Genomic DNA, 22360 nt, shown 5'->3' with positions numbered 1-22360 from the left:
ATTAGAATTCTAATGCAATTGTATTTGCAGCAAAAATAGCTCCATCCATATAGCCGGGATTTTGTGCAGCTGTTTCTGCCCCAGAAATGTATAATTTTTGGTTTAGGAAGGGATTTTTAAATAGTGGATGTCCGTTGTTTTGATGTGCTAAAACCAACTCTTTGTAGGGATGGAATGTGAAAGGTTCCTCTCTCCAAACATTTTCAAAATAGGCGATATAATCGGATGCCTCGGCCAAAAAGGTAATCAATTGCTGGATTACTTTTTGTTGGCGTTCCTCTTTAGAAAGTACCGCTGTTGCACCGTTTAGAAATCCTTTTAAAGCAAATCCTGAATTATCGGCGGTACTGTGGTCGTACATTTCTTGAATAATACTGGCTTGGCTGAATAAGGTTCCAGAATAATTCTTTTCTTTCCAAAAAGGAGTTTTGTATTCTACTGAAAACTTTATGGATTCACCCATCCAAGTATGGGTTTTATTTGCCAATTGAATTATATTTTCAGGTAAATTAGGTTCAAATAGTATCGAGTTTATAAATAAATTAGGTGGAATAGTACTGATGACTTTATCAGCAGAATAGCTATTTCCCTCTGAATCCATTAGAATTAATTTTTTATTTTCCTCTTTTATTGAGATGATTTTGGTGCTTGTTTTAATGTGTTCAATACCAATTTCAGTAGTTAATTTGTTAATTAACGCAGACGTTCCACCTTCAATTCGAAAAGAAGGTTCTTCCGCATCGGAGATTTCAAATTTTTGTGGCGGTGCAAACGACATAGTTTCAAATAATGAAATGCCTTGAGTATGTTGCTTGAAAAAAGGGATTTCTAAAGTGTGTAGTACTTTCTTCAGATTATAGTGTTGGTTCCCAAACCAAGTGGCACCCATTTCCATAGTCACTTTTGTTGTGCCTGTGATCGTTTTTATGCGACCTCCAATTCGTGAATTGCCCTCTAAAATCAGTATTTCAATTCCTTTTTTTTGAAGTAAAAAAGCAGTGTAGAGTCCGCAGAGTCCAGCTCCAATTAAAATAACTTTTTCTTTTTTCATGATTATTCTTCCTCAGAAAATTTACTTTTTTTAGGTTCTTTAGTTATTATTTTTCCACCTACAACCACTACAATTTCACCTCGAGGCGCTATTTTGTCAAAATGAGCAGCGACCTCTTTTACAGTGCCACGAATATTTTCTTCGTGCAGTTTGGATAATTCCCTAGAAACCGATATTTGACGGTCTTCGCCAAAATAGGTGATGAATTCCGCTAAAGTCTTCACTAATTTATGAGGGGAAACATATAAAATCATGGTCCTTGTTTCTTCGGCTAAAGCCAAATAACGAGTTTGACGTCCTTTTTTATCAGGTAGAAATCCTTCGAAAACAAATTTATCATTGGGTAAACCACTATTGACTAAAGCTGGTACAAATGCTGTTGCACCTGCAAACACTCCACTTCAACTCCGTTTTCAACGCAAGCACGAGTCAATAAAAAACCCGGATCTGATATCGCTGGTGTTCCCGCATCCGAAATCAAAGCTATGTTTTCCCCAGCTTTCAATCTCGAAATGAGATTCTCGACAGTTTTGTGTTCGTTGTGCATGTGATGGCTGTACATGTGTGTGCCAATTTCGAAATGCTTTAATAGTTTTCCGCTCGTACGGGTATCTTCGGCAAGAATCAAATCAACTTCTTTAAGAATTCGAATGGCTCGAAAAGTCATGTCTTCGAGATTGCCAATGGGTGTAGGAACGATATATAATTTTGACATAGCTGAAATAATTTAGTAAAAATCTCCAAAAGTATCATTTCTGATCGCAATGGAAATCTAGGATATTTACAAGAATTTTTTCTCTATAATATCCATAAAACGTTCTTCATAATCTTGTTTTCCTTCCCAATTGTTGTAGTCTGGTTTCACCATTTCTTGAACAAAATCGCGGGTTTCATAAAAGGTGTTGAACGTGATCAATTGGTTTAAAACACGGTTGTAGTCTTCGCTGCTGTTACCGAAAAGGTGTTTTATAAAAGCAATACGATCATTTAGATCAATGTTGATTCCTTTAGCTAATTTTTCGTTCAAGGAAATAGCTTTTTGTTCAACAGTTTCTTCTTTTATAATTTCTTCTTTTTCCTCCTTCACAATGATTTCTTTCGGAGGGTTGATCACAGCTTCTTTAGGAGTATCTTTAATTTCTTGGACCTTTACAAATTGAGTGTCATGGTAATTTCCACCTAATAAATCTTCAAAAGAAATTTGGACCGGTTCCTTTTTCTTTGACATTTCTTGTTCCGTTTCTGTTCCGTCCTCTTGAGTTAGCTCAAAATCGGGATGGATTGAAGCGATTTCAGTGGTTATAATTATTTCTTCTTCAATTTCTTTTTCTTCCTCAACAACCATTAATTCTTCTGATTCTGGTGTTCTTGACTTCAGTACGTGCGCTTACTTCTATAAGAGTTTCAGTTTCCACTGCCGCTTCAAGTATCGGTTCCACTTCATTTATTTCTGCAGCTTGCGTGGTTTCTTCTACCGGTATTTCGTGGATTTCTTCCGAAACAGTTGCTGCAATTATGGGTTTAATTTCGGTTTGTGGCAATGCTTCTTGGTCAAAAATAGATTCGATTTTTTGTTCTAATGCGACTCCTCCAATTGTAGGCTGTACTTCGCTAAAGTGCTCCTCTATAAAGCGCAATACAGAAAGTTTCTCATACAATTTCTGTGTCTCTAGATACAATTGGTTAATGTCAGATTTATTTTTTAGCTGTAATATTCGGTGTGCAATGCTGATTAAATCGGCTTCCAATTTTTTTTTCATACTGTTGAAATTATAGCGTGTTAGGCAGGTCTGTGTCTATGGTTATTGTATATCTTCTTTAGAAAAGGAATTCTTTATGGATAAGATTTATTTTTTTAAATAACTGCAGTCAAATACTCGATTTGATATAAATTGTATACTTTTGAAACGACGTAAAAGTATAAAATTTTTAAGTCGGTTTATCTATTACGAAGTAATAAAAACTATTCATTTTTTAAGTCAGAAAAATACAAAATGTTTCTCGAAAATACAGTAAATCATAAAGAACAATTTGGTTGGATCGAAGTCATTTGCGGCTCTATGTTTTCGGGTAAAACCGAAGAACTGATCCGTCGTTTGAAAAGAGCGCAGTTTGCCAAACAAAAAGTAGAAATCTTCAAACCATCAATAGACACGAGATATGACGAGGAAATGGTAGCGTCTCATGATGCTAATGAAATTCGTTCTACGCCCGTTCCCGCAGCTGCTAACATTGCTATTTTGGCGCAAGGTTGCGATGTAGTAGGCATTGATGAAGCACAGTTTTTTGATGATGAAATAGTCAAAATTTGTAACGATTTGGCCAATCAAGGAATCCGTGTGATTGTAGCTGGACTGGATATGGATTTTAAAGGAAATCCCTTTGGACCCATGCCTGCCTTAATGGCAACTGCTGAGTATGTAACTAAAGTGCATGCGGTTTGTACCCGCACCGGAAATTTAGCAAATTATAGTTTTCGTAAAACCGATAATGACAAGCTTGTGATGTTAGGCGAAACCGAAGAATACGAGCCATTAAGTCGTGCCGCATATTATCATGCGATGCGGAAGGATGCAGATAAAAAATGAAAGCAACATCGCAATGCTCATGTTTGCGGTTATTTAAAAAATAGACGAATCCGATAAATTAACAACAAAAATTTTAAAAATTAAAACTATGAAAAAACTATTTTTACTATTCATTCTTTTTTTCGTTAACTCAATTTATTCTCAAAGTAAAGAAAGTTCTACTAAAGTAAATGCTTTTGAAATTAAAAGTAATAGCAAACAAGAGTTACAAAATTTTGATTGGACAAAAGTTAAACAATTTTTCAGCGAGAATGACAAGCAAGATGATATTACCATTATAATTGACTATTTTGAAAAGTCTGAAAATAATAAAAATGATAATATTTTAAAAACTGAAATAAAGGGGAAAACTTTTGAATTGAATAAAATGGTAAGAACTGCAAAAAAAATTACTCGAAAATTATTAAAGAGTAGATCCGTCTGAACCTAAAATATAATATTTTCAATGTTCAAGTAGTATAAACTGCATGTTAAATAAATTTAAGATTTAAATAAATGAATTTACTTGAAAGATACTAACAAATGTAAAACATACACTTTCAGGTATTTGAAAATAGTACGAATTTACAAGTAAATTTATAATTATATTTTAAGAATTTTTTTAACAAAAAACAATCAATCCTTAAGTTAGCAATCTCGCCAAAGCCCGATACATTTATAGGGAATCCAAACGGAACTGAAATATAAATTTTTTAAAAAGGACAAAGTCTTTCACAAGTGGAAAGGCTTTGTCCTTTTTAGTTAAAAATAGATTCTAAGGTAAAATCTAGTTCTGGAAATAGTTTGCTTTGAATGGTATCTTCCTCAATTAATGGATGCATTCCTATGAATTGATTTTCTTTTAGAACATAAATGAAAACCGTTTTGTCGGCTGGGTTTACAATCCAATATTCAAGAACTCCAGCTTCTTCATACAAATCAAATTTATACTTCATTTCTTTATTGGAATTTCCGGGGGATAGAATTTCTATAACCAAATCAGGAGCGCCAATAGCGCCTCGTTCGTCTATTTTGGAATCATCGCAAATTATACACAAATCAGGTTGAACCACAGTATAAATTTCTTGGTCTAATTTCGATTTTTTTTTATCTATCAATCGAACATCAAATGGAGCAGCAAAAAGATTGCAAGCATGTGGTTTGAAAAAATTAAAAAGATGTCCATGCAGATTTCCAGAAATTCGTTGATGAGTAGTACTTGGTGCCGGACTCATCTTAAAAATTTTTCCTTTTATCAATTCCAGTTTTTCCTGAAATTGCCACGTTAAATAATCGGCATAGGAATAGGTTTTATTCAAATCTAATTGATTGATGTCCGTTATCATAAGGCTTCTTTTTTGCAAAGTTACTAAAATTTATCACTCCTGTATTTGAAGGCATTTCAACTTATTAAACACAAACAAAGAAGGCTAACCCAGAAAAAGTGAATTTTGTTATCTATAAAACTGAATCAGAAATCAACAATTTTTACATCTTCTTCCTCATTCTCGCCACTGGAATATCGAGTTGTTCTCTGTATTTTGCAATGGTTCTTCTTGCGATTGGATAGCCCTTTTCTTTCAAGATTTCGGCAAGTTGATCGTCTGGAAGTGGTTTTTTCTTGTCTTCTTCTTCAATCGTGTTCTGAAGGATTTTCTTGATTTCGAGTGTAGAAACATCTTCACCTTGATCGTTTTTCATCGATTCTGAGAAAAACTCTTTGATTAGTTTTGTACCATACGGTGTTTCTACATATTTACTATTGGCCACACGTGAAATGGTCGAAATGTCAAGACCTACCATATCAGCAATGTCTTTAAGGATCATTGGTTTCAGTTTGGTTTCATCACCATCTAGGAAAAATTCTTCTTGATAGTGCATAATGGCGTTCATGGTAACAAAAAGCGTTTCCTGACGTTGGCGAATGGCATCGATAAACCATTTAGCCGAATCCAGTTTTTGTTTAATAAACTGTACTGCATCTTTTTGCTGAGCCGATTTGTCTCGAGAATCCTTATACGTTTGCATCATTTCTTGATAATCCTTAGAAACGTGCAGCGATGGTGCATTCCGTCCGTTCAAGGTCAGTTCCAATTCGCCATCTACAATCCTAATCGCAAAATCAGGAACCACATTTTCAGTGACTTTGTTGTTTCCAGTAAACGAGCCGCCTGCTTTGGATTCAGTTTCTCAATTTCGTGAATGGCTTTTTTAAGCTGTTCATTAGAGACACCGTACTTTTGAAGTAATTTGTCGTAATGTTTTTTAGTAAAAGCATCAAACTGATTTTCGATAATATCGATCGCTAAATCAACAGATTCTGTGGGTGTTTTGTGTTTCAATTGTAACAGCAAGCATTCTTGTAAATCTTGTGCTCCTACACCAGAAGGTTCTAGTTCATGAATGACTTGCAGCATTTTTTGCACCATCTTTTCATCGGTGTAAATGCCTTGAGTAAAAGCCATGTCATCTACCATATCTGGTACGCTACGGCGGATGTAACCCATGTCATCAATACTTCCTACTAGAAATTCAGCTATTTCACGCTCATCATCATTCAGGATAAAAGTATTTAACTGATTGATTAAATCTTGGTGGAAACTTACTGGTGCAGCAAATGGCGTTTCGCGATCATCATCATCGTCACTGTAATTACTGGTTTGTGTTTTATAATCAGGCGTTTCATCGTTGCTTAAATATTCGTCAATATTGATGTCTTCGGCTTCAATGCGCTCTGATTCGGCATCATCATAATCATCATAATCTTCGTTTTCGAACTCGTCTTTCTCGTAATCCTCTTCCTCTTTTCCAGTTTCAAGAGCTGGATTTTCGTTCATTTCCTCGAGTAAACGTTGCTCAAAAGCTTGCGTAGGCAATTGAATTAACTTCATCAGCTGAATTTGCTGTGGAGATAATTTTTGGGATAATTTTAAATTTAAGAATTGCTTTAGCATTTTATATTTTGTTGTTTTTGTTTAAGGTTTAAAGTTTCAGGTTGTTGAACTTGAAACTTTAAACGGGAAACAAATTTTTAAAATTCTGCATTCATTGGTGTTCTCGGGAAAGGAATTACGTCACGAATGTTTGTCATTCCTGTTACAAACAAGACCAATCTTTCGAATCCAAGTCCAAAACCAGAGTGAACCGCCGAACCGAATCTTCGGGTGTCAAGATACCACCACAATTCTTCTTCATCAATCCCTAAGGCTTTCATTTTTTCTACCAAAACATCAAAACGCTCTTCTCTTTGAGAGCCACCCACGATTTCTCCAATTCCAGGAAAAAGGATATCCATGGCGCGAACTGTTTTTCCATCTTCGTTCAAACGCATGTAAAATGCCTTGATATTTGCCGGGTAATCAAACAAGATTACCGGACATTTAAAGTGTTTCTCCACTAAATAACGCTCGTGTTCTGATTGTAAATCAGCACCCCATTCGTTAATGATATAGTTGAATTTTTTCTTTTTATTTGGCGTACATTCTCTTAAAATATCAATGGCTTCCGTGTATGAAACACGTTTGAAATTGTTCTCTAAAACAAAGTTTAATTTGTCAAGTAACGCCATTTCGCTTCTTTCAGCAACTGGTTTCGATTTCTCTTCGTCCAATAATCGTGTTTCCAAGAATTTCAAATCTTCAGGACATTTGTCCAAGGTGTATTTGATCACATATTGAATAAAATCTTCAGCCAAATCCATGTTGTCATTCAAATCATTGAAAGCCACCTCTGGCTCAATCATCCAAAATTCTGCAAGGTGACGCGAAGTATTCGAGTTTTCGGCTCTAAAGGTTGGTCCAAAAGTATAAATTTGGCCCAAAGCCATCGCGAAAGTTTCTCCTTCTAGTTGTCCAGAAACGGTAAGGTTCGTTTCTTTCCCAAAGAAATCTTCTTTGTAATTTACTTTTCCGTCTTCGGTTCTTGGTGTTCCGTCAAATGGCAAAGCCGTAACTTTAAACATTTCACCGGCACCTTCTGCATCAGATCCCGTGATAATTGGGGTGTTCACATATACAAAACCTTTCTCCTGAAAATAACTGTGAACCGCATACGATAATACCGAACGTACTCTCATAATCGCTCCAAACATATTAGTACGAACTCTTAAATGTGCATTTTCACGCAAGAAATCTAAGCTCGGTTTGTTTTTTGGTTGTATCGGGAATTTCTCCGCATCTGAATCTCCAAGGATTTCCAGTTTAGCCACCTGAATCTCAAATTTCTGTCCCGCACCTTTACTTTCTACCAAAGTTCCTGTTACAGATATTGCTGCTCCAGTAGTAATTCTCTTCAGCGTTTCGTCTGGCGTGTTCTCAAAATCGACAACACATTGTATATTATCAATGGTCGAACCATCGTTTAAGGCAATAAATTGATTGTTTCTAAAAGTTCTCACCCATCCTTTTGCATTTACTTCATGAAGCGTTTTTGTGCTGTTTAGTAAGTCTTTAACTTTTGTATGTCTCATTTTATGTATATAGTTGATATTAAAAATTGTCTCGTAACCGAACTGCAAATATAAATGATTTGTTTGTAATTGTCACGGTGAGAAATGAAGCATTCCAACGCTGTTTCTGTTTTTTGGAGCTCTTTCCCGCTATCCATTGCAATCTTATTGTTTTTTGAAACAAAAACAATAAGGATTTCCATTTCTATCGGGGCTAGGGTGTAGTGGCTAAAAGAATATTTTGCTCTTGTTTTGTCATTCTGAGGAACGAAGAATCTGTGTTTAGTTTGCAATTTGCGAAGATTCTTCCTTTGCCAGAATAAAAAATTTGTATAATTTGAGCATTATTTTATGCTTTTTTCTGAGTTTATTTTGTCATTCTGAGCAACGAAGAATCTGTGTTTGTTGCTCAAGTTGTGAGGATTTCACAATTGTCAGAATAAAAAATTTGTATAATTTGAGCATTATTTTGTTTTTTTCTCCGTTTATTTTGTCATTCTGAGCAACTAAGAATCTCTGTATAGTGTGCAATTTGTGAAGATTCTTCCTTTGTCAGAATGACGAATTATGACTAAAAAATACTGTTGCAATTGTAAATGCTGCCACTTTGAAAATCAAAACTTGACAAACCGAATAACACTTTGTATTTTTGCCTCATGAACGACAATTTTGTAACAGAGTATTTTGGCATTGGCATTCAAAACGGAAAAACACCGGAGAACTTAGGGGTTTTATGGCGTACCGCACAAAATCTTGGTGCAAGTTATATTTTTACTATTGGAAATCGATACGCTAAGCAAGCTTGTGATACGCATAATGCTGTAAAGTCAATCCCTTATTTTCATTACGAAAATTTTGAGGATTTCTATAACAACTTACCCAAAGGCGCTCGCTTAGTAGGTGTGGAACTCGATGAAAACGCTGTTGATCTCGAAACGTTTGAACATCCACGACGTTGTGTTTATCTTTTAGGTGCCGAGGATAACGGTCTATCGAAAGCAGCTATCGCAAAATGCCATCATTTGGTTAAATTCAAATCTGAGAAAAGTTTAAACGTATCTGTTGCAGGCAGTATTGTGCTTTATGATAGAGGTCTTGCTAAACCAAGATCCTGATACCGTTTTTCAACTGTTGTTTAATTTTAAGCCCAAAAGCGGCGCATAAAGTAAATTATTTGTTCTATCAGATTAAATCGGTTACATTTATAATCGAAAAAATCAAATGTACACAAATCTAAAATGAAATGTACATTTTTTCAATCAAACAAATAAAGCCAGTACATCAAAGTACTGGCTTTTTAATTATAGTTTAAACACCAATTAACCCACATTTAAACTGAATTTAACTGACTCACCATTCAGTAGTTCTTTGGTTAGCTCTATATTGTTCTCATACACGTGAACATTGCCTAGAAACAATGTGATCGACTTTAGTGGTAGATTGATTTGTTTACTTATCAAGTATAGGTGATAGATATCAGAGGGTAGACCTAAGTTAGCGTCACTAGAACGCTGGTAAGCACTTATAACAACCTTTCCTTTCTCTATTTGAAACTGGACAAGACTTAAACACGGCTGTTGATTGCTCTCAGTGTTGTTAGAACCAAGGAACAATACGTAATTCTTTGATGTACGTTTCTCTTTATTTATTCGCTCTATAAGCTTCGGTAATTGCTCAAAGTAGGTAGGATAACTATTTACTAGAATGGGACCGCAATAATCCCACCAAGTAACGCCTATATCCCTGTAGGCTTCCGTAGAAACGCTCTCCTGCCATAAATAGACCAAGTTCGTCTCTTAACTTCTTTTTTGCAACTGCGTGGCTCTCAAACAACACTAAAAGGTCTAACGGTTTTAATTCTAAAGTCTGATTCAAAAGATAGGTGATTGAACCTTTTTTGTTTTGTTGTAGCTTACCTTTATCAAGGATTTTGCTTAGCACTTCGTGATACTTGTTCATTTTTAATTCGATTTTTGATTGATGATTGATTATATTTGCATCTCTCACGGAATTTATAAAACACAATAAAGCCACAGCATAGAAGACTTATGTCCTCCAACGCTGTGGCTTTGTGCTTAATTAAATTACCGTGAGAAGTTTTTAATTGTTGGAGGACTATTTTTTACTTCACGTCATCCTGTGAATTTTATAATTAAATCGAAGTTACATCTGTTAAAATTCCATTATTATAAGTTAGAGTTGTCTCAGGTGAAATACTAAAGCTTCCCGTCCAACCAATTAATTGATTTGGGGCATTAATTGCTATTAATTGCGCGGAATGTTCGATATCCGAAGCTGATGTAATATTACTTGCTACAAAAGTATTTGTGCCCGCATCGTAATAAAATGTCACATCGTGAAAGTGCTCGTTGACAGTATTTGAGCGTTTTTGAACATCTGTCTGACCAGGATTACTAAGCAAATGGGTTACGTCTTGAGCAGTAAGCCCAACTGTATGATAGTGTTCATAAATTAAAACCGGTTCCGCTGGATTTGGGCCTGGATTTGGGGGTTGCGCCTTCCCTACTCTAAACATGAATACATATTCTTCAACTTCAGTATTAGTAAATTCTTTTTTAAGCACATAGCCTTCTGGAGTAATTACTAATTGTTGAACTTCACCAGTTGCTACTGGCACATCCATAAGTTTTAATTTCTTTCCAATTACTTGTTTTGACATAGTTACATTTATTTAGGTTATTAATTTGTTTTATATAGATATTATAAAAAGGTTTGACACGTTTCTTCCTTCGTTATTTTCTATGTTTATTTGTCCGTAAGTGGGCACAAAACCATAAAAATTATAAGTTTCAATTCCATTACTTTCGACAAATAGCAATTGATCTAACCTAAAAAAATATGTGTTTCTTAAATCTCCAAACTCTGAGTAATGAACTAGTTTATTGACTATTGTTTTATCGGTGCCGGAGAGCACATTAAGCACAATGCCAGTTTCTTGAGAAACATTTACAATATCAAAAGTAAGATCGGTAAAAACCGGCACGCTTTGTTCATATACAAAAGGTAAAGAATCCTCAAATTCGCTTAATGGATCGTACAAAACAAAAACAGACCCGAAAAGGAAAACTTCCTTGTAAAAATGTATTTATGGGGTTGCTTAATCGCTCTTCAAATGAGTATAATGCATCTTCAAAAATAGTTCCATCTGGAGTTGTAATTCTCACATTACAGATTGGACCTCCTGATGTATTAAGCCTAGAAATTATACCTTCATTTACTTCAACTGATATTGAGCCATTTGAATAAGACAATATGCGTCCAATTAAGTTAGGTTCAACATAGCTACTAAGTTGCTCAAAGTTGCCCCCGTAAAAAGTTCCAGCATTTAAATATTCACCTTCAACCATACCCGTGAACAGTATCGCCCGCTGTAGGTTCATCCGCAAAAAAAATGAGGTTATTTCTATTGATTAAAAAACGACCCGATATTTTTACTGCGGCAAAAAGATCAGGATGTGCGTTTGCGTCCTGCTTATGCAATTCAAATTGTTCCCTTTCAGCCTTTGCATTCAGAGTAGAGCTAAGGTTCGATACTGCACTTTGCGGTATTGATTCACTTTTGTTCCAAAAACTACCCCACGAAGCCCAAAATTGGGCTTGTGTAGGCTTTTTACCAGTCATAAACCAGTCATATATTTGTGCTAATGTTGCCATAATTTTATCCTATATATTCAATAAATAATACTACTCTATATGGGTTCAGTATTGAAAATTCTTGATTGGCACCCACTGTATTTGTTTTACCTATTGTAGGAGCATTGCTACTGCTTCTAATTCGGTAATTCTGGTTTCCATCTCCGCCTGCGTTAAAACCTTCCTTTACTGGAGAATTATTTCCTGTAAGTGCGACTCCCGCATCTACTATGTCGTTAGAAAACATGAAAAAGCTGTGCTGTGGTAGCTCATCAACCGAAAGCATTTTCTTAATTGCCCCCCCCGTTTTACCAATATTTTCAAAATCGATTTGATCCTCATCAAGCCCGACAGGCATTCGACCGCGCCAGTCAACCACTTCTTGCCAACCTGCAGGAATATCAGCTGCGGGTTTATTCCAAAATAACATACCCCCACCAGACTGAAAAACAGCCGTTTTTTTCTCAAGCGATTCAAGTCGAACCATTAACTGTACAACTGGATCGATACGCTTAAAATCTGACCACGGCCACGATGTTTCTGAGGTTCCAAATGTGGCATAACGAAAGGTGTGAACTTGCTTTACTGAACCATTTTCAAAAGCACGATTTACGGGCTCTTCGATAATGATTACATCCGAAGTTCCTGTAACGGCAGCTTCTCTAAATTCTAAAGGTTCGCCATCGATATAAACAACGCCTTTTTTTATGGTAGAGCCTACCAACTCACAACCCGATATGATTGTTAAGTTGCCCGCCAATTCTCCAAAGGCTTGAAAAATTTCGAAAGCAGTTTGTAGTTCCTGCAATCGTTCCGTTTTTAAAGGAAAACCACCTGTTTGATTAAAACTTGTATAATTCATATTAAAAATATTGTATATCTAAATCCGCCAGCTTTATAAAAATCAATGTGCGCTTTTAATCCAAATTCTTGTGAGACTGCTAGTTCAGTAGGAACAAAAAACTATAAAATCAAGCCCCGTGTCTGCCGTTTCGCTTTCGGTTCTAAGCCATAGCGTTGGCTCTTCCATTTCAGTCCTCACGTTTACATTTTGCCCTTCAGCTTCGGTGTATATGTAAGTAGTGTCAAAAAATTGTCCATCACTTATGTAAATACGCCTTTGAACTGGATCAAACTTGTCGTTCAAAGTGCCTCTTAAAAAGCAAACCTGCCCTGTATTATTTAGTTTATAGACATTATCTACCCGAAAATTAAACCACTTATCATAAAGGGTTTCAACGGGGGCTATAAGTGCCTGCACAAAATTTACCACTATCAGGTTCCTTAAAAAAGTAGGCAATAAATTGATCGTAAAAACGCGCCAGTTTATATCATACCACATAGGTTATATTTTCAAATGTTACAACTTCATAATAGCCACTTTCAGCGACTTTTGATATGTAAATTGGTTGTGGAGTTCCATAGCCGTTCAACTCTGGCCTTATCCATGAGCTTTCAGCACTTAAAAGAGTGGCGTCTATAACTCCTGGTGCTGCTTGCATCTTATCAACCAATGCTGAAAGTCTTAAATCACCATCAAATGGCAGTTCCTTCATAAACTCCTGTATAGCTTCATTTACTGGATTATTTGCGTTTTGTATGCTCATTCCATTAGCATCAAGCACAAGAGCATCTCGTTTTATTTGAATATTTAAAAACAGCCTGTCTGGTAAATAATTGATCACTGTCGTATCAGTTCCTGCCCACTTGATCTCTTTAATGTAAGCTTCAAAAGATTCTTTTTGACCTGGTGTTATAGGAGAGAGTAAGCCATCTATTTCACCCGCAATTTTTATGATAACACGTTTCTCAGCATCTGACTCATTGACTGCAGCATACTTGATGATTTTAGAGGCTTCGATCTCTTCTTGAGTAGCGACTCCGTTTATAAAATAATCTTTATCAGTCTCTAGGTCAAAACCATATTGAAACTGTAAAGCCATTGTTTTGTACCAAGACAGTCGACCTGATTTTTGATTTGCTAACCTGGTTGTGACTTCTGCCTCATGCGTATCAAAAAGCGCCTCTAATAACCATATTGAAAAAGAAACTGCAAACACGAATAGTCTAAAAATGGCAAATTTACTAGTGGAATTTAGTGAGGATAAGTTCTCATTTGCTGTGATGTTAGCAAAGATTTCGTTTTGTATTACTTGAATTGATCGCGCCATTATCTTACTATAAATGTGGTTCCTATTGTCATTGTTCCTATTCCCAATGTTGGGTTAATCGTTTCTAAATTGTCGTTTGTAATACCTGTTGCTGGAATGATGTTTTTGCTTTCAAGAAATTGAATTTCTCTTTTCAAAACTTCGATTCCCTGAGGAATCACGTATACTTTCTCCAGCGATTATATGATTGGTTACTGAGCGACCATTTGCCATTGCTATTGCATAAGCATTTACAACGCTTCCGGTGCTTTGTATTGCAATGTCAAACCATGTTTGTAATACTAGAGCTGTTATCATTTTAGTTTTGGTAAGTTGCCTCAACTTCTATTGTCAGGTCAGGGGCAATTTGTATTTTATTTACATTCATTCCGTCTACTGAGAATTCCTGTCTAATTTCTCTGGCTAGATTCTCTGGCGTTTGATCTTCTAAATATCTAAGAGCTCCAACACCTCTCATAGGAACCTCTTTAAACTCGCACTTATCGCTTAAAATCAAAATTTTTTGATGTTGTGCGGTACTTTCACCTACAAAAAAATCCCCATCAATTATTTGAACATCTAAACTTTCTGATAAAAGAATGTCTTGTGGCATATTAATTTATATTACCGGTTCCGGTACCTGTTTGACTGGTTGCCGTTCCTGTTGTTGTTACATTTACACTAACTTGTCCAGATTTTACAAAAGCTTCAAAAGCATTTGCAATACCTGTAGCTAATCGTTCTATAGATTGACTTGCATTTTGCTCCTCTTCTTGCTCAGCAGTAAACAATTCAATCAAAGCATTTTTAAGTGCTGCTTTATTTAAACTCATTTTAAAAGCTTTTTAAATTTTGTATTCAATTCTTGAAACTCAACTTCATTTACTAGCTTAATCGTAGGTCCTACGTTGGTTGTAAAAACCATGTTACCAATAGCTGTAAATAAATCATCAATTAAACTGGCTAAATTTTCGCCACCAGCCTCAACATGTACTTTATCTGTTAGCTCAAATATTGTGTTGCCAATATAGTAGCCTATCTTTTCAATTTCATCGGCAGCAATAACCATCCAATCCTCATCATCCTCCACACGAACGGCCAATACATAACTGCTTACTTTTGGCACCAGGATAAAACTTTTGTTACCTGTGAGAACCGGGCGAAGTCGAACGTCAAAAAACTCCTGTCCGTCTTCATCAATTAAAACACAGGTTGCCTTTGTTTCATCTACTGATTTTACCTTAGCAATGTTACTCACGGCAGGACCGTCACTTTTAGCCATTGCTTTAAAGCCTTCTCGTATTTGTTCAGCTGTTGCCATTTACTGTGTTATAAATCCTAATTCAATTGTTTGCCTACCTCCAGCAGTTCCAAACTCACCCGATACCGCTTCAATAAAAAACGAACCTGATTTTTCAGGATATTTAAACCCGTCAATTTCGGCTATGTCACCCTTATTGGAGGCGGGTTCTAGGAATGCTGTTATATTACCCTCGTAACCGTTATAATTACTTTTTGTCTGCAATCGGTTTGCAATTTGCTTGAGTAAATCAGCAGGAATACCCGCTTTTATTTTCACAGCTTTTTCATTACTGTATTTATCAGTATCCGATTTAGTGCGTTTTACTTCTCCTTTTCCATCTTTCTCCTGGATCACTACACGAACATTTTTTATCAACGATTCGCTTTTTAAAATCATCATCTTTAACGGTATTCCAACCTAATCGAAGCTTTATTGTTTTGCCCTTTTTACCAAACTGTGTACCTACATACAGCTCATTAAAATTGAAATAAACCGCTAACCGACATTCTTTTTTTAACCATTCTAAAACCTGAATACCAGTAGCATTTTTAAACCTTACATTCGTCAATGGAATATTTGGAATTTCAGACGATAAAACTATACCTGTACCAGAACACAAATCAGTAAGCAATTGTTTAACCGTGACGCTCGAGTAACTTTTATTAAAAATCACATCATATAATAAGTAACTATAACCTTCGCATTCTATCTTTACTGGAATGCCCATATTGACCCGCTTTATAAATCCCTCAAAGCGTTTTGTGTTTTTGCCATCATAACCAAGAGCAATACTAATTTTGTCATTCTCTTTAAAAAGATACTGAGGCTTTTTGTCGGATTCTTGAATGTCAACTGTTACTGTTTTCGTATTATTCAAATATTTAATCCTAGGTAGCTCAATAGTGCATGTATCTGTAAAACTGTTAACATCCGTTTTCCAAGTAACCTTTGAAGGTTTTATATTTGGATAGCCTCCAATAGTGATATCGCTGGTTAGGTAAAACATATTTAAAAAGTTAAGTCTTCAATATAATCTGTCTCTACAGTCATTGTAAACGGTCGAATCCATGGTGCTTTTCCTTGTACTTCTGGGAAAGTCTAAAGCACTAACAGCAACTCTACAGTTTTTATCTAAAAATATTTCAGGATAACCACCGTGTAGCTCTACAGGCTCAGTTGTTTCAAAAATGTCTTTCAATTTTAATATTTGATCTTCGGGAACCATTCGGTTTTTACCAATCAAAAAGCCTTTTATTGAAAAACGATAGTCATCAATGGCAAAACATTCTTTTACTTTTCCTTTGCGTTCACTAACTGGTGTTCTAATGATTTCCTTCATCATGTTTACGCCTACGGTACAAGCTTCGATTTCAATCTCAATAGGAGTTAATCTATTGTTTTCAACAAAAAATGACTTGAAAGTTATCGGAAACCAAATATCCTGACCGTAAGTCCCAATTTTATTAAAAGCAATGTTTTTACTTGAATAGTCAATACTGCCTTTTGGTCTTGAATTTTCCGTTGTGATGGAATAACCTATCTCTTCAGTAATAGGTTTGGTGTTGCCGTCTGGATTAATGAAATAAGGCGAATTATTAAAATACGTCTTGTATAATTTATACAGATCAAATACCGTGTTTGTACTCATTTTAAACCATTTTTGAACCGTTATACACTACTCGCGCAAAACACTCCATTACTATTTTTTCAATCTCATTAGCAGATTCGCCAGCGTTCAAAGTGGTAAATTGTAAGTTGTCAAAAAACTTCCCTACAGTAATATTGATCACTTTAGGACCCGCTCCCGATACCGTGGCACCTGCTGACTGACTAGAGGCATTATTTGATGCCATAACTGCTGCGCCTGAGCCTAATTGTGATTCCTTTACTTTTGCTTCCTTATCGGCTCTCGCTTTAGCAACCTTGCTATCAAGCAATGATTGGTTCCTTGCTTTAGTATATGCTGTTCCGCTTCCCTTTGTTGCCTCTGCAAAAACGTTTGTTGCAAAACCTGTAATAGGGTTTGTTTTTAATAGATTGCCTCACCTACTAGATAATATTCCGGGTATGGCTTTAAAGTTTCCACTAAAAATAGCACTGAACAAATTACCAACTCCCGAGAATACTTTTAAAATTGCTTTGGGAATTTGAGTAAAAGCCTCTATAATCATATTAGGTATTTTGCTAAACATCCCCATGATATTACTACCTACTTGTTTTAACACTCCCCAAACACCGTCAACCATTGACCTAAATCCAGAAAAACGATTGTAAGCAATTGCAAGTCCAGCTATCAAAGCCCCTATAGCAACAACAACAATGCCTATTGGATTTGCAGTCATAGCTATATTTAGCAACCATTGAGCAGCCGTAACAATACCAGTTTTAATTGCTAGCACTGCCATTATAGCTTGATAAGTTACCAATGCGCCACCAATAACACCAAGAGTAACAATAAAAATATTAGCACTAGTGGTGCCTGAGTTTATCCAATTTGCAAATTCAACGATATAACTTCCAGCAGTTAAAAAAGCGGTGCCAATATCAAGCGCTCCTGTAATCAAGGGCATAAATGCAACGCCTATTCTTGCAAGTGTATTGATCATTTTTTCTTGGAAATTGCTCCACTTTCCTTGCATACTGTTTTGTGCATTTTCTAGAGCTCCATAGTCTCAAACCTCCTTTTGATGCTGACATAGATAAAGCGGCTGATAATTGCTCATAAGTAACATCCATCTCCTTGACTTGGTCAATACTTTTACCTGTACTTTTTGCTAATAAAGCGTAAATATTAATACCAGCTATACCGAACTGACGCACATCCATTGCGGTAGCTTTACCCACCGTTTTTATTTGTTTAGTACTATTAGCTGCCATTCTAGTTAGTGTGTCGCTCGTACCACCAACCGCTACAACTGCATTCGCTAAGTTCATGCTGTCATATCTTGCAGCCTTAGCATTGGCTCCAGCCGAAATTAAGGAACGATTAACTTCTAACAGTGATTGTGTGTCAAATGGTGTAGCTTCAGCATCTTTTTCGATATTAGCATACGCCGTATTGGCTCCCTGCTTTCCTAAAAAAGTAGACATACCATTGATGTTAGTTTCTTTGTAAGTGGCTCCTTGAACAATTGAACCTAAACCACTGCCTGCCATTGCAACACCAGCAGTTGCAATACCTCCAATCATAGAACCTACTGCAACACCTCCTATACCGATTCCACCACTACGGCTAGAACCGCCAACATTGCCAGCGTGATTGCTTGACATTCTTTGCCGAAACGAGAACTCTCTTCGCGCTGCGGCTATTTGGCTAGGAATGGTACTTCTTGAAATGATATTTTCAACCTCTCTAATTCTAGATTGAAGCTCGTTAAAGCTCATTCCTAAAACTTGATTTCTACATGGTAACTTGATCAACAGACTGGCCCATTCTATTAAATGCCGATTGTGAGGCCGAACCAACTCTCGTTATGTTCGAACTCGTCGTATCGCACATTTAAAACAAATTCAATCGTATTATTCATGTCTTAGTTACCTTCTTTTTTAGCCAATTCTAGTGCTATTCCGGTGCGATAAAAAAACAGTTCTTCGCCCCATTCCTTTATTGCGTTTGCTCCAAACTTCATACTGCCGTATACGATCAAGTAATCAATTCCTGCTTTTTGTTCTTGACAGTCTTTTATACCTTTATCACTAAAGGCGAAAAAACTCGGCTTTCTTCCCTTCCAAGATGTTGTTTATTTGCAAGAATACTGCAATGAATTTGTCTTCGTCTTCAATCAATGGGTGATCGCCTTCGAGCCATAATTTTTCCATAATGTAAGCAACGGCTTTGCTCATACCATTACTACCTATTGCGGTCATATAATCGCCTAAATCATCAGCGGTAACAGGGCGTAAAACGGCCATATCACTCTCCACTTTCAAACAGATTCGACTCACGGCCACCGTGTTCTTGTTTCCATTTATCTAATTTCTCTTGAGTAAAACGAGCAATAAATGCCGCCTTACTGTCAGATAAATCACTAGACGGTGCTGTTTTTTCGGATTCTTTTGCCTGTCTATTTGCAAATGCGGACTTTAGATCACCCGCTGGAATTACATTGTTTTTCATTTTTTTGTTTTTTTGATGTTTTTTTGATTTAATCCCCTCCAGAAGAGGGGATTTTTTTAAGGTAAGATCACGTTCATTGCCAGGTAAGGCAATGTAATTTCTCTAAATTTGGCATTTTGCTCAAGATCGGTTCCTGCCTCAGTAAAGGCAACTCCAGAGGCTACATAAGTTTTAACTGGATCAATCAATCTTTTTTTGAAAGCACAAGTAATAACAATGGCTTCGTGTGGTACATCTGTGATGTCACTAAATCCTGCATCTCTAGCGGCTTTATTCATGGCATCGGCTTCAAAACCTAAAACCTTGATACTTCCGGTACCTTTCTTGTTACCAGACATGATGTCGATAGGATCGTCACCAGCACCATATAAATGCTCTTTTTCAACTTCTTTTTTAAAGCCAAACCCTCGCAGTCCTTTAATGGTTCGCCCCAATATTTTTACCTCAAATCGGGACCATGCACATTCGTCTGAGGTGATATTTACATTTTGTGACATATTTTATAAATTAGCGGTTAAACCTATCGTCACTCGAATCCAAGTCAAATAACCTAGCGGCAACACTTTTACTTCTATCTCTCCAGTGCTTGTGTTTATTATGTCCACATTCGTAGGAACGTTAGCATTACATCACTAATTTGACCAGCCATTTGAGAGCGAATTTGTTGACTGATTTCGTTTTCTAAATGCTTTGCATCAGTAGCATTTACTTGACCATTATCCTCAATACGAATTGTTGTTTCAAGTAATGGGGTTGCAGTAGCTACAGCCACACGTTGCGCTTTGTCAGCAATTCTACCATGCACCAAGATTCTAAAATCATCAGTAGAGGCCATGTTGTCACGTGCAAAATAATATCCTGCCGCACCATCACGACGATGCATGATAATATAACCCGCATTAGCAAAGGCGTCCAATTCCTCTGGGTAAAATTCCTCTAGTGGCTTATCGCCAATGTAAGCCTGTGGAATAGTCAAAGCTCCGTTTTGACCGTTACCCAATTTTACGTGAGATGGGTATTTAACCGCTCTAGCCAATGCTAGGGTAACCGCACCAGAACCATCGTTTAGGTTGCTTCCTAGAACTACTCCAGCATAACCATTTTCAACAGTATTAGGTTCAAACAATTCAGCAGTTAAATCGTTGGTTCTACCTTCAATCAGCATTCGAACCGGTTTATTAATTAATTGTTGGTATTGACCCAATGCTTTGGAGGCTAATAAGGCGTCCTCGACATCTTTATCCAAAAAGTGATCAGGTACCATTGCGTAAGCTACACTAGGTTTACGAATTAACCCTACCATTGTAATAGCTCCTTGAGTAGCATTCAATAACTTTTTCAATCCATTTGCATTGGTTGCAGTAACCATTTGCGTTAATGTCATGGTGTCTTCAACACCAAGAATGGTTAAGGCTTGATTTCCTCCCAATTCTTGATAAAACAATTGAATTGCTTTGTTCAAAAATGGTTCGGTCCCTATCGTGTAACCTTTTGCAACTGCATCATCGTAATTGAATACCGTTACAATTTCACCAATTTTAGAAACCGAGGTTCCTACGAGTCCTGCAACGCCATCCAGTACTTGTGCTTGACGTTGTAGGTTATTAGTAACTTCTACGTTTACTTTAGGCGTTCCAGTTCCTTGTGCCATTATTCTTGAACTTCTAGGTTAATAGTTTTTTTGAAAGCCTCAATTGCAGCAAACAAATCCTCCTTTTTTTTGCTTTGAGTTTCCAGCGCTAAAGAGTTAACTAATACTTTAGCATCCTCGTAAGTCGCCGTAGCAGGATCAAAGGCTTTCAACAACTCTAAGGCTATTGTTTTTGTTTCTCCTGCAACATTAACAATTAACGGATTTAAGCCAGTTTCAAACTCTTCATCTGTAATTTCATAAACTGCTGTAGCATCGATAGAAGCTCCTTTTTCGGCTTGAGCAAAAACATCTACATTTCTCTCAAAACCAAGAGCAATTAAACGATCAACACGAGATTTAAAACGAGATTCTTTATCTTGATTTTGTGAGTCCTCGCTAGTTTCTTTTTCAACATCAGTTCTTTTAAAAGAATCGATTTTGGCATCTTTCAATCCAGCGGCAAAACTTTGAGCTGATCCGATGGTGTGAAAAACACGTCCATCTGATGTGATGTGACATTCGTCATTTTGGTGTCTGCTGAAATAATCAGCTGCTTTATCTTTTGACATTTTAAAATGGTTTTAAATGGTTTTTAAATTCGATTTTTAAAGGCAAATCCTAAACCGATCAATACGGCAATTAAGATCAATAACCGCCCTAGTATGATTTGTGTCTTTTGCCAATATGACAATTGAGCTGGGACGGGATAGGGTATTTTTTCAATTTTTTGCTGGTGCTCTTTTATATAAACATCTTTCCATTGTGCAAATAGTTCCTGTGCTTCAGCTTCGCAATCAACTGTAATTATATTGTCCTTGATGTTGACTTTTGGAGGCTTTAGGTGTTTGCCTTTTTTACTTTCGGGCTTTGCCTTTGGATTAAAAACCACTTTACCATTGACGCACTCCAAATAGGATTTGTAGTAGCTACTGTCTTTTTGGATTTTAAAAACCGTATCTCTTACGACTTCGGTTTTAGTAACTGTATTCGTGGTTTCAATTGTTGTTGGTGGTACAACGCTAGCGCTTTTACAAGCTACCAGCGTTGTGGCCGACAAACAAAAAAACAACAGTATGGACAGATTTTTGAGTTTAAAATTTTTCATTGTATTCGTTTTTTGCATCAAATGAGGGACACTCTTTTATTCTTTCCCAACTTTCAATAATTCCGTTTTTGTTTTTGTCTGGGGAAAAATCTCGATGTCCTTGAATGATAATTTTGTTAGTGTTTTTGTTTTTTTGTAGCCATTCTTGAGCCTCTTTAATACAAGTTTCGAGTGCTACTTTTTGAGCTTCAGTACGGGTGTCTTTTGCATTCCAAACTGGTGATTTTGGCGTTCCCTTGTTTTCAACACCTCCTATGTAGCAGATATTTATAATTTGAGAATTAAAGCCTAAAACGCCATTTGAATTTTTGTCAAAATCCAATAAATTATGAA

The 22360-nt window shown here is 36.4% G+C and carries 33 protein-coding genes and 2 pseudogenes; 4 read left to right on the top strand and 31 right to left on the bottom strand.

Annotated features, from left to right (window positions below; all coding sequences use genetic code 11):
- Position 1 precedes the first annotated feature (1 nt).
- The 4 genes and pseudogenes from ACXX80_RS15900 to ACXX80_RS15885 form a co-directional block, all read right to left on the bottom strand.
- A complete protein-coding gene (locus ACXX80_RS15900) occupies positions 2-1051 on the bottom strand; it encodes a flavin monoamine oxidase family protein (protein WP_458554148.1) in 1050 nt (349 codons plus the stop codon).
- A 2-nt stretch (positions 1052-1053) separates the two neighbouring features.
- Positions 1054-1766, bottom strand: a pseudogene (rsmI, locus tag ACXX80_RS15895) (16S rRNA (cytidine(1402)-2'-O)-methyltransferase).
- Between the two features lie 66 nt (positions 1767-1832).
- Positions 1833-2396 (bottom strand): DUF8457 domain-containing protein, encoded by a 564-nt coding sequence (locus tag ACXX80_RS15890; protein WP_458554146.1) that lies wholly within the window; start codon positions 2394-2396, stop codon positions 1833-1835.
- Positions 2386-2811 (bottom strand): hypothetical protein, encoded by a 426-nt coding sequence (locus ACXX80_RS15885; protein ID WP_458554145.1) that lies wholly within the window; start codon positions 2809-2811, stop codon positions 2386-2388. Before ACXX80_RS15885 ends, ACXX80_RS15890 begins: the two co-directional genes overlap by 11 nt.
- Before the next feature lie 234 nt (positions 2812-3045).
- Here ACXX80_RS15885 and ACXX80_RS15880 point away from each other — a divergent pair, with 234 nt between their 5' ends.
- On the top strand, positions 3046-3639 hold the full coding sequence (locus ACXX80_RS15880; RefSeq protein WP_458554143.1) for a thymidine kinase: 594 nt from the start codon (positions 3046-3048) through the stop codon (positions 3637-3639).
- 88 nt (positions 3640-3727) lie between these two features.
- Positions 3728-4063 (top strand): hypothetical protein, encoded by a 336-nt coding sequence (locus tag ACXX80_RS15875; protein WP_417975689.1) that lies wholly within the window; start codon positions 3728-3730, stop codon positions 4061-4063.
- 313 nt (positions 4064-4376) lie between these two features.
- Here the strand turns inward: ACXX80_RS15875 and ACXX80_RS15870 are convergent, their stop codons facing one another.
- From ACXX80_RS15870 to asnS, 3 genes and pseudogenes are all read right to left on the bottom strand, one after another.
- Positions 4377-4964 carry a Uma2 family endonuclease gene (locus ACXX80_RS15870; protein WP_458554142.1) on the bottom strand — a complete coding sequence of 196 codons (588 nt, stop codon included), beginning with the start codon at positions 4962-4964 and terminating at the stop codon, positions 4377-4379.
- A 142-nt stretch (positions 4965-5106) separates the two neighbouring features.
- Positions 5107-6572 (bottom strand): annotated as a pseudogene (gene rpoN / locus ACXX80_RS15865) (RNA polymerase factor sigma-54).
- Between the two features lie 77 nt (positions 6573-6649).
- Complete coding sequence (gene asnS / locus ACXX80_RS15860) at positions 6650-8086, bottom strand: asparagine--tRNA ligase (RefSeq protein ID WP_458554140.1); 1437 nt, start codon at positions 8084-8086, stop codon at positions 6650-6652.
- A gap of 635 nt (positions 8087-8721) precedes the next feature.
- Between asnS and ACXX80_RS15855 the strand changes: the two genes are divergently transcribed.
- Positions 8722-9180 (top strand): RNA methyltransferase, encoded by a 459-nt coding sequence (locus ACXX80_RS15855; RefSeq protein ID WP_309757761.1) that lies wholly within the window; start codon positions 8722-8724, stop codon positions 9178-9180.
- Between the two features lie 204 nt (positions 9181-9384).
- Here ACXX80_RS15855 and ACXX80_RS15850 read toward each other — a convergent pair whose 3' ends face one another.
- The 3 genes from ACXX80_RS15850 to ACXX80_RS15840 form a co-directional block, all read right to left on the bottom strand.
- Entirely contained in the window at positions 9385-9852 is a 468-nt protein-coding gene (locus ACXX80_RS15850) for a thymidylate synthase (RefSeq protein ID WP_458554138.1), read from the bottom strand.
- Entirely contained in the window at positions 9758-10024 is a 267-nt protein-coding gene (locus tag ACXX80_RS15845; protein WP_458554136.1) for a hypothetical protein, read from the bottom strand. The genes ACXX80_RS15850 and ACXX80_RS15845 overlap by 95 nt, the downstream gene beginning before the upstream one ends.
- A gap of 193 nt (positions 10025-10217) precedes the next feature.
- Positions 10218-10745, bottom strand: a complete 528-nt coding sequence (locus ACXX80_RS15840; RefSeq protein ID WP_458554135.1) for a hypothetical protein — start codon at positions 10743-10745, stop codon at positions 10218-10220.
- A 368-nt stretch (positions 10746-11113) separates the two neighbouring features.
- Between ACXX80_RS15840 and ACXX80_RS15835 the strand changes: the two genes are divergently transcribed.
- The gene (locus ACXX80_RS15835; RefSeq protein WP_458554134.1) at positions 11114-11332 is read left to right on the top strand and encodes a hypothetical protein; all 219 of its coding nucleotides are present in this window, start codon (positions 11114-11116) and stop codon (positions 11330-11332) included.
- 93 nt (positions 11333-11425) lie between these two features.
- Here ACXX80_RS15835 and ACXX80_RS15830 read toward each other — a convergent pair whose 3' ends face one another.
- The 21 genes from ACXX80_RS15830 to ACXX80_RS15730 all read right to left on the bottom strand — a co-directional run.
- Positions 11426-11740, bottom strand: coding sequence for a hypothetical protein (locus tag ACXX80_RS15830; RefSeq protein ID WP_458554133.1), 315 nt, complete (start codon positions 11738-11740; stop codon positions 11426-11428).
- A 4-nt stretch (positions 11741-11744) separates the two neighbouring features.
- On the bottom strand, positions 11745-12581 hold the full coding sequence (locus tag ACXX80_RS15825; protein ID WP_458554132.1) for a hypothetical protein: 837 nt from the start codon (positions 12579-12581) through the stop codon (positions 11745-11747).
- 84 nt (positions 12582-12665) lie between these two features.
- Positions 12666-13061 carry a hypothetical protein gene (locus ACXX80_RS15820; protein WP_458554131.1) on the bottom strand — a complete coding sequence of 132 codons (396 nt, stop codon included), beginning with the start codon at positions 13059-13061 and terminating at the stop codon, positions 12666-12668.
- Positions 13051-13890, bottom strand: a complete 840-nt coding sequence (locus tag ACXX80_RS15815; protein WP_458554130.1) for a nucleotidyltransferase — start codon at positions 13888-13890, stop codon at positions 13051-13053. The genes ACXX80_RS15820 and ACXX80_RS15815 overlap by 11 nt, the downstream gene beginning before the upstream one ends.
- 111 nt (positions 13891-14001) lie before the next feature.
- The gene (locus tag ACXX80_RS15810) at positions 14002-14187 is read right to left on the bottom strand and encodes a hypothetical protein (RefSeq protein ID WP_458554129.1); all 186 of its coding nucleotides are present in this window, start codon (positions 14185-14187) and stop codon (positions 14002-14004) included.
- Position 14188: 1 nt separating this feature from the next.
- The gene (locus tag ACXX80_RS15805; RefSeq protein ID WP_458554128.1) at positions 14189-14482 is read right to left on the bottom strand and encodes a hypothetical protein; all 294 of its coding nucleotides are present in this window, start codon (positions 14480-14482) and stop codon (positions 14189-14191) included.
- A gap of 1 nt (position 14483) precedes the next feature.
- Positions 14484-14702 (bottom strand): hypothetical protein, encoded by a 219-nt coding sequence (locus ACXX80_RS15800; protein WP_458554127.1) that lies wholly within the window; start codon positions 14700-14702, stop codon positions 14484-14486.
- Positions 14699-15190, bottom strand: a complete 492-nt coding sequence (locus ACXX80_RS15795; protein WP_458554126.1) for a hypothetical protein — start codon at positions 15188-15190, stop codon at positions 14699-14701. Before ACXX80_RS15795 ends, ACXX80_RS15800 begins: the two co-directional genes overlap by 4 nt.
- Positions 15191-15526 (bottom strand): hypothetical protein, encoded by a 336-nt coding sequence (locus ACXX80_RS15790; RefSeq protein WP_458554125.1) that lies wholly within the window; start codon positions 15524-15526, stop codon positions 15191-15193.
- Positions 15483-16178, bottom strand: coding sequence for a hypothetical protein (locus ACXX80_RS15785; RefSeq protein WP_458554124.1), 696 nt, complete (start codon positions 16176-16178; stop codon positions 15483-15485). The genes ACXX80_RS15790 and ACXX80_RS15785 overlap by 44 nt, the downstream gene beginning before the upstream one ends.
- A gap of 18 nt (positions 16179-16196) precedes the next feature.
- Positions 16197-16820 (bottom strand): DUF6046 domain-containing protein, encoded by a 624-nt coding sequence (locus ACXX80_RS15780; RefSeq protein WP_458554123.1) that lies wholly within the window; start codon positions 16818-16820, stop codon positions 16197-16199.
- A gap of 1 nt (position 16821) precedes the next feature.
- Positions 16822-17109, bottom strand: a complete 288-nt coding sequence (locus tag ACXX80_RS15775) for a hypothetical protein (protein ID WP_458554122.1) — start codon at positions 17107-17109, stop codon at positions 16822-16824.
- A gap of 105 nt (positions 17110-17214) precedes the next feature.
- Positions 17215-17778: a hypothetical protein gene (locus ACXX80_RS15770; RefSeq protein ID WP_458554121.1), complete on the bottom strand. Its 564-nt coding sequence runs from the start codon at positions 17776-17778 to the stop codon at positions 17215-17217.
- On the bottom strand, positions 17717-18556 hold the full coding sequence (locus ACXX80_RS15765; protein ID WP_458554120.1) for a hypothetical protein: 840 nt from the start codon (positions 18554-18556) through the stop codon (positions 17717-17719). The genes ACXX80_RS15770 and ACXX80_RS15765 overlap by 62 nt, the downstream gene beginning before the upstream one ends.
- Positions 18557-18868: 312 nt before the next feature.
- Positions 18869-19084: a hypothetical protein gene (locus ACXX80_RS15760; RefSeq protein ID WP_458554119.1), complete on the bottom strand. Its 216-nt coding sequence runs from the start codon at positions 19082-19084 to the stop codon at positions 18869-18871.
- 1 nt (position 19085) lies between these two features.
- Positions 19086-19289: a hypothetical protein gene (locus ACXX80_RS15755; protein WP_458554118.1), complete on the bottom strand. Its 204-nt coding sequence runs from the start codon at positions 19287-19289 to the stop codon at positions 19086-19088.
- Between the two features lie 56 nt (positions 19290-19345).
- Entirely contained in the window at positions 19346-19723 is a 378-nt protein-coding gene (locus tag ACXX80_RS15750) for a hypothetical protein (RefSeq protein ID WP_458554117.1), read from the bottom strand.
- A gap of 161 nt (positions 19724-19884) precedes the next feature.
- Positions 19885-20940 (bottom strand): DUF2586 family protein, encoded by a 1056-nt coding sequence (locus ACXX80_RS15745; protein ID WP_458554116.1) that lies wholly within the window; start codon positions 20938-20940, stop codon positions 19885-19887.
- Positions 20940-21491 (bottom strand): hypothetical protein, encoded by a 552-nt coding sequence (locus tag ACXX80_RS15740; RefSeq protein WP_458554115.1) that lies wholly within the window; start codon positions 21489-21491, stop codon positions 20940-20942. Before ACXX80_RS15740 ends, ACXX80_RS15745 begins: the two co-directional genes overlap by 1 nt.
- Positions 21492-21514: 23 nt before the next feature.
- On the bottom strand, positions 21515-22027 hold the full coding sequence (locus ACXX80_RS15735) for a hypothetical protein (RefSeq protein ID WP_458554114.1): 513 nt from the start codon (positions 22025-22027) through the stop codon (positions 21515-21517).
- The coding region (locus ACXX80_RS15730; protein WP_502306420.1) for a peptidoglycan recognition protein family protein at positions 22014-22360 on the bottom strand (347 nt) is incomplete at its 5' end. The genes ACXX80_RS15730 and ACXX80_RS15735, both read right to left, overlap by 14 nt.

It is taken from the genome of Flavobacterium sp. GNP002 (assembly GCF_054343795.1).
Note: the sequence above shows the minus strand (reverse complement) of the source record. Positions and strands in the feature narration are given on the sequence as shown.

What these genes read in the sequence shown, in the direction of transcription:
- ACXX80_RS15900 (WP_458554148.1), bottom strand. Translation starts at nt 1,051, where the DNA reads ATGAAAAAAGAAAAAGTTATTTTAATTGGAGCTGGACTCTGCGGACTC.
- ACXX80_RS15890 (WP_458554146.1), bottom strand. Translation starts at nt 2,396, where the DNA reads ATGGTTGTTGAGGAAGAAAAAGAAATTGAAGAAGAAATAATTATAACC.
- ACXX80_RS15885 (WP_458554145.1), bottom strand. Translation starts at nt 2,811, where the DNA reads ATGAAAAAAAAATTGGAAGCCGATTTAATCAGCATTGCACACCGAATA.
- ACXX80_RS15880 (WP_458554143.1), top strand. Translation starts at nt 3,046, where the DNA reads ATGTTTCTCGAAAATACAGTAAATCATAAAGAACAATTTGGTTGGATC.
- ACXX80_RS15875 (WP_417975689.1), top strand. Translation starts at nt 3,728, where the DNA reads ATGAAAAAACTATTTTTACTATTCATTCTTTTTTTCGTTAACTCAATT.
- ACXX80_RS15870 (WP_458554142.1), bottom strand. Translation starts at nt 4,964, where the DNA reads ATGATAACGGACATCAATCAATTAGATTTGAATAAAACCTATTCCTAT.
- asnS (WP_458554140.1), bottom strand. Translation starts at nt 8,086, where the DNA reads ATGAGACATACAAAAGTTAAAGACTTACTAAACAGCACAAAAACGCTT.
- ACXX80_RS15855 (WP_309757761.1), top strand. Translation starts at nt 8,722, where the DNA reads ATGAACGACAATTTTGTAACAGAGTATTTTGGCATTGGCATTCAAAAC.
- ACXX80_RS15845 (WP_458554136.1), bottom strand. Translation starts at nt 10,024, where the DNA reads ATGAACAAGTATCACGAAGTGCTAAGCAAAATCCTTGATAAAGGTAAG.
- ACXX80_RS15840 (WP_458554135.1), bottom strand. Translation starts at nt 10,745, where the DNA reads ATGTCAAAACAAGTAATTGGAAAGAAATTAAAACTTATGGATGTGCCA.
- ACXX80_RS15835 (WP_458554134.1), top strand. Translation starts at nt 11,114, where the DNA reads ATGGATCGTACAAAACAAAAACAGACCCGAAAAGGAAAACTTCCTTGT.
- ACXX80_RS15830 (WP_458554133.1), bottom strand. Translation starts at nt 11,740, where the DNA reads ATGGCAACATTAGCACAAATATATGACTGGTTTATGACTGGTAAAAAG.
- ACXX80_RS15825 (WP_458554132.1), bottom strand. Translation starts at nt 12,581, where the DNA reads ATGAATTATACAAGTTTTAATCAAACAGGTGGTTTTCCTTTAAAAACG.
- ACXX80_RS15820 (WP_458554131.1), bottom strand. Translation starts at nt 13,061, where the DNA reads ATGTGGTATGATATAAACTGGCGCGTTTTTACGATCAATTTATTGCCT.
- ACXX80_RS15815 (WP_458554130.1), bottom strand. Translation starts at nt 13,890, where the DNA reads ATGGCGCGATCAATTCAAGTAATACAAAACGAAATCTTTGCTAACATC.
- ACXX80_RS15810 (WP_458554129.1), bottom strand. Translation starts at nt 14,187, where the DNA reads ATGATAACAGCTCTAGTATTACAAACATGGTTTGACATTGCAATACAA.
- ACXX80_RS15805 (WP_458554128.1), bottom strand. Translation starts at nt 14,482, where the DNA reads ATGCCACAAGACATTCTTTTATCAGAAAGTTTAGATGTTCAAATAATT.
- ACXX80_RS15800 (WP_458554127.1), bottom strand. Translation starts at nt 14,702, where the DNA reads ATGAGTTTAAATAAAGCAGCACTTAAAAATGCTTTGATTGAATTGTTT.
- ACXX80_RS15795 (WP_458554126.1), bottom strand. Translation starts at nt 15,190, where the DNA reads ATGGCAACAGCTGAACAAATACGAGAAGGCTTTAAAGCAATGGCTAAA.
- ACXX80_RS15785 (WP_458554124.1), bottom strand. Translation starts at nt 16,178, where the DNA reads ATGTTTTACCTAACCAGCGATATCACTATTGGAGGCTATCCAAATATA.
- ACXX80_RS15780 (WP_458554123.1), bottom strand. Translation starts at nt 16,820, where the DNA reads ATGAGTACAAACACGGTATTTGATCTGTATAAATTATACAAGACGTAT.
- ACXX80_RS15770 (WP_458554121.1), bottom strand. Translation starts at nt 17,778, where the DNA reads ATGATCAATACACTTGCAAGAATAGGCGTTGCATTTATGCCCTTGATT.
- ACXX80_RS15765 (WP_458554120.1), bottom strand. Translation starts at nt 18,556, where the DNA reads ATGAGCTTTAACGAGCTTCAATCTAGAATTAGAGAGGTTGAAAATATC.
- ACXX80_RS15760 (WP_458554119.1), bottom strand. Translation starts at nt 19,084, where the DNA reads ATGGCCGTTTTACGCCCTGTTACCGCTGATGATTTAGGCGATTATATG.
- ACXX80_RS15755 (WP_458554118.1), bottom strand. Translation starts at nt 19,289, where the DNA reads ATGAAAAACAATGTAATTCCAGCGGGTGATCTAAAGTCCGCATTTGCA.
- ACXX80_RS15745 (WP_458554116.1), bottom strand. Translation starts at nt 20,940, where the DNA reads ATGGCACAAGGAACTGGAACGCCTAAAGTAAACGTAGAAGTTACTAAT.
- ACXX80_RS15740 (WP_458554115.1), bottom strand. Translation starts at nt 21,491, where the DNA reads ATGTCAAAAGATAAAGCAGCTGATTATTTCAGCAGACACCAAAATGAC.
- ACXX80_RS15735 (WP_458554114.1), bottom strand. Translation starts at nt 22,027, where the DNA reads ATGAAAAATTTTAAACTCAAAAATCTGTCCATACTGTTGTTTTTTTGT.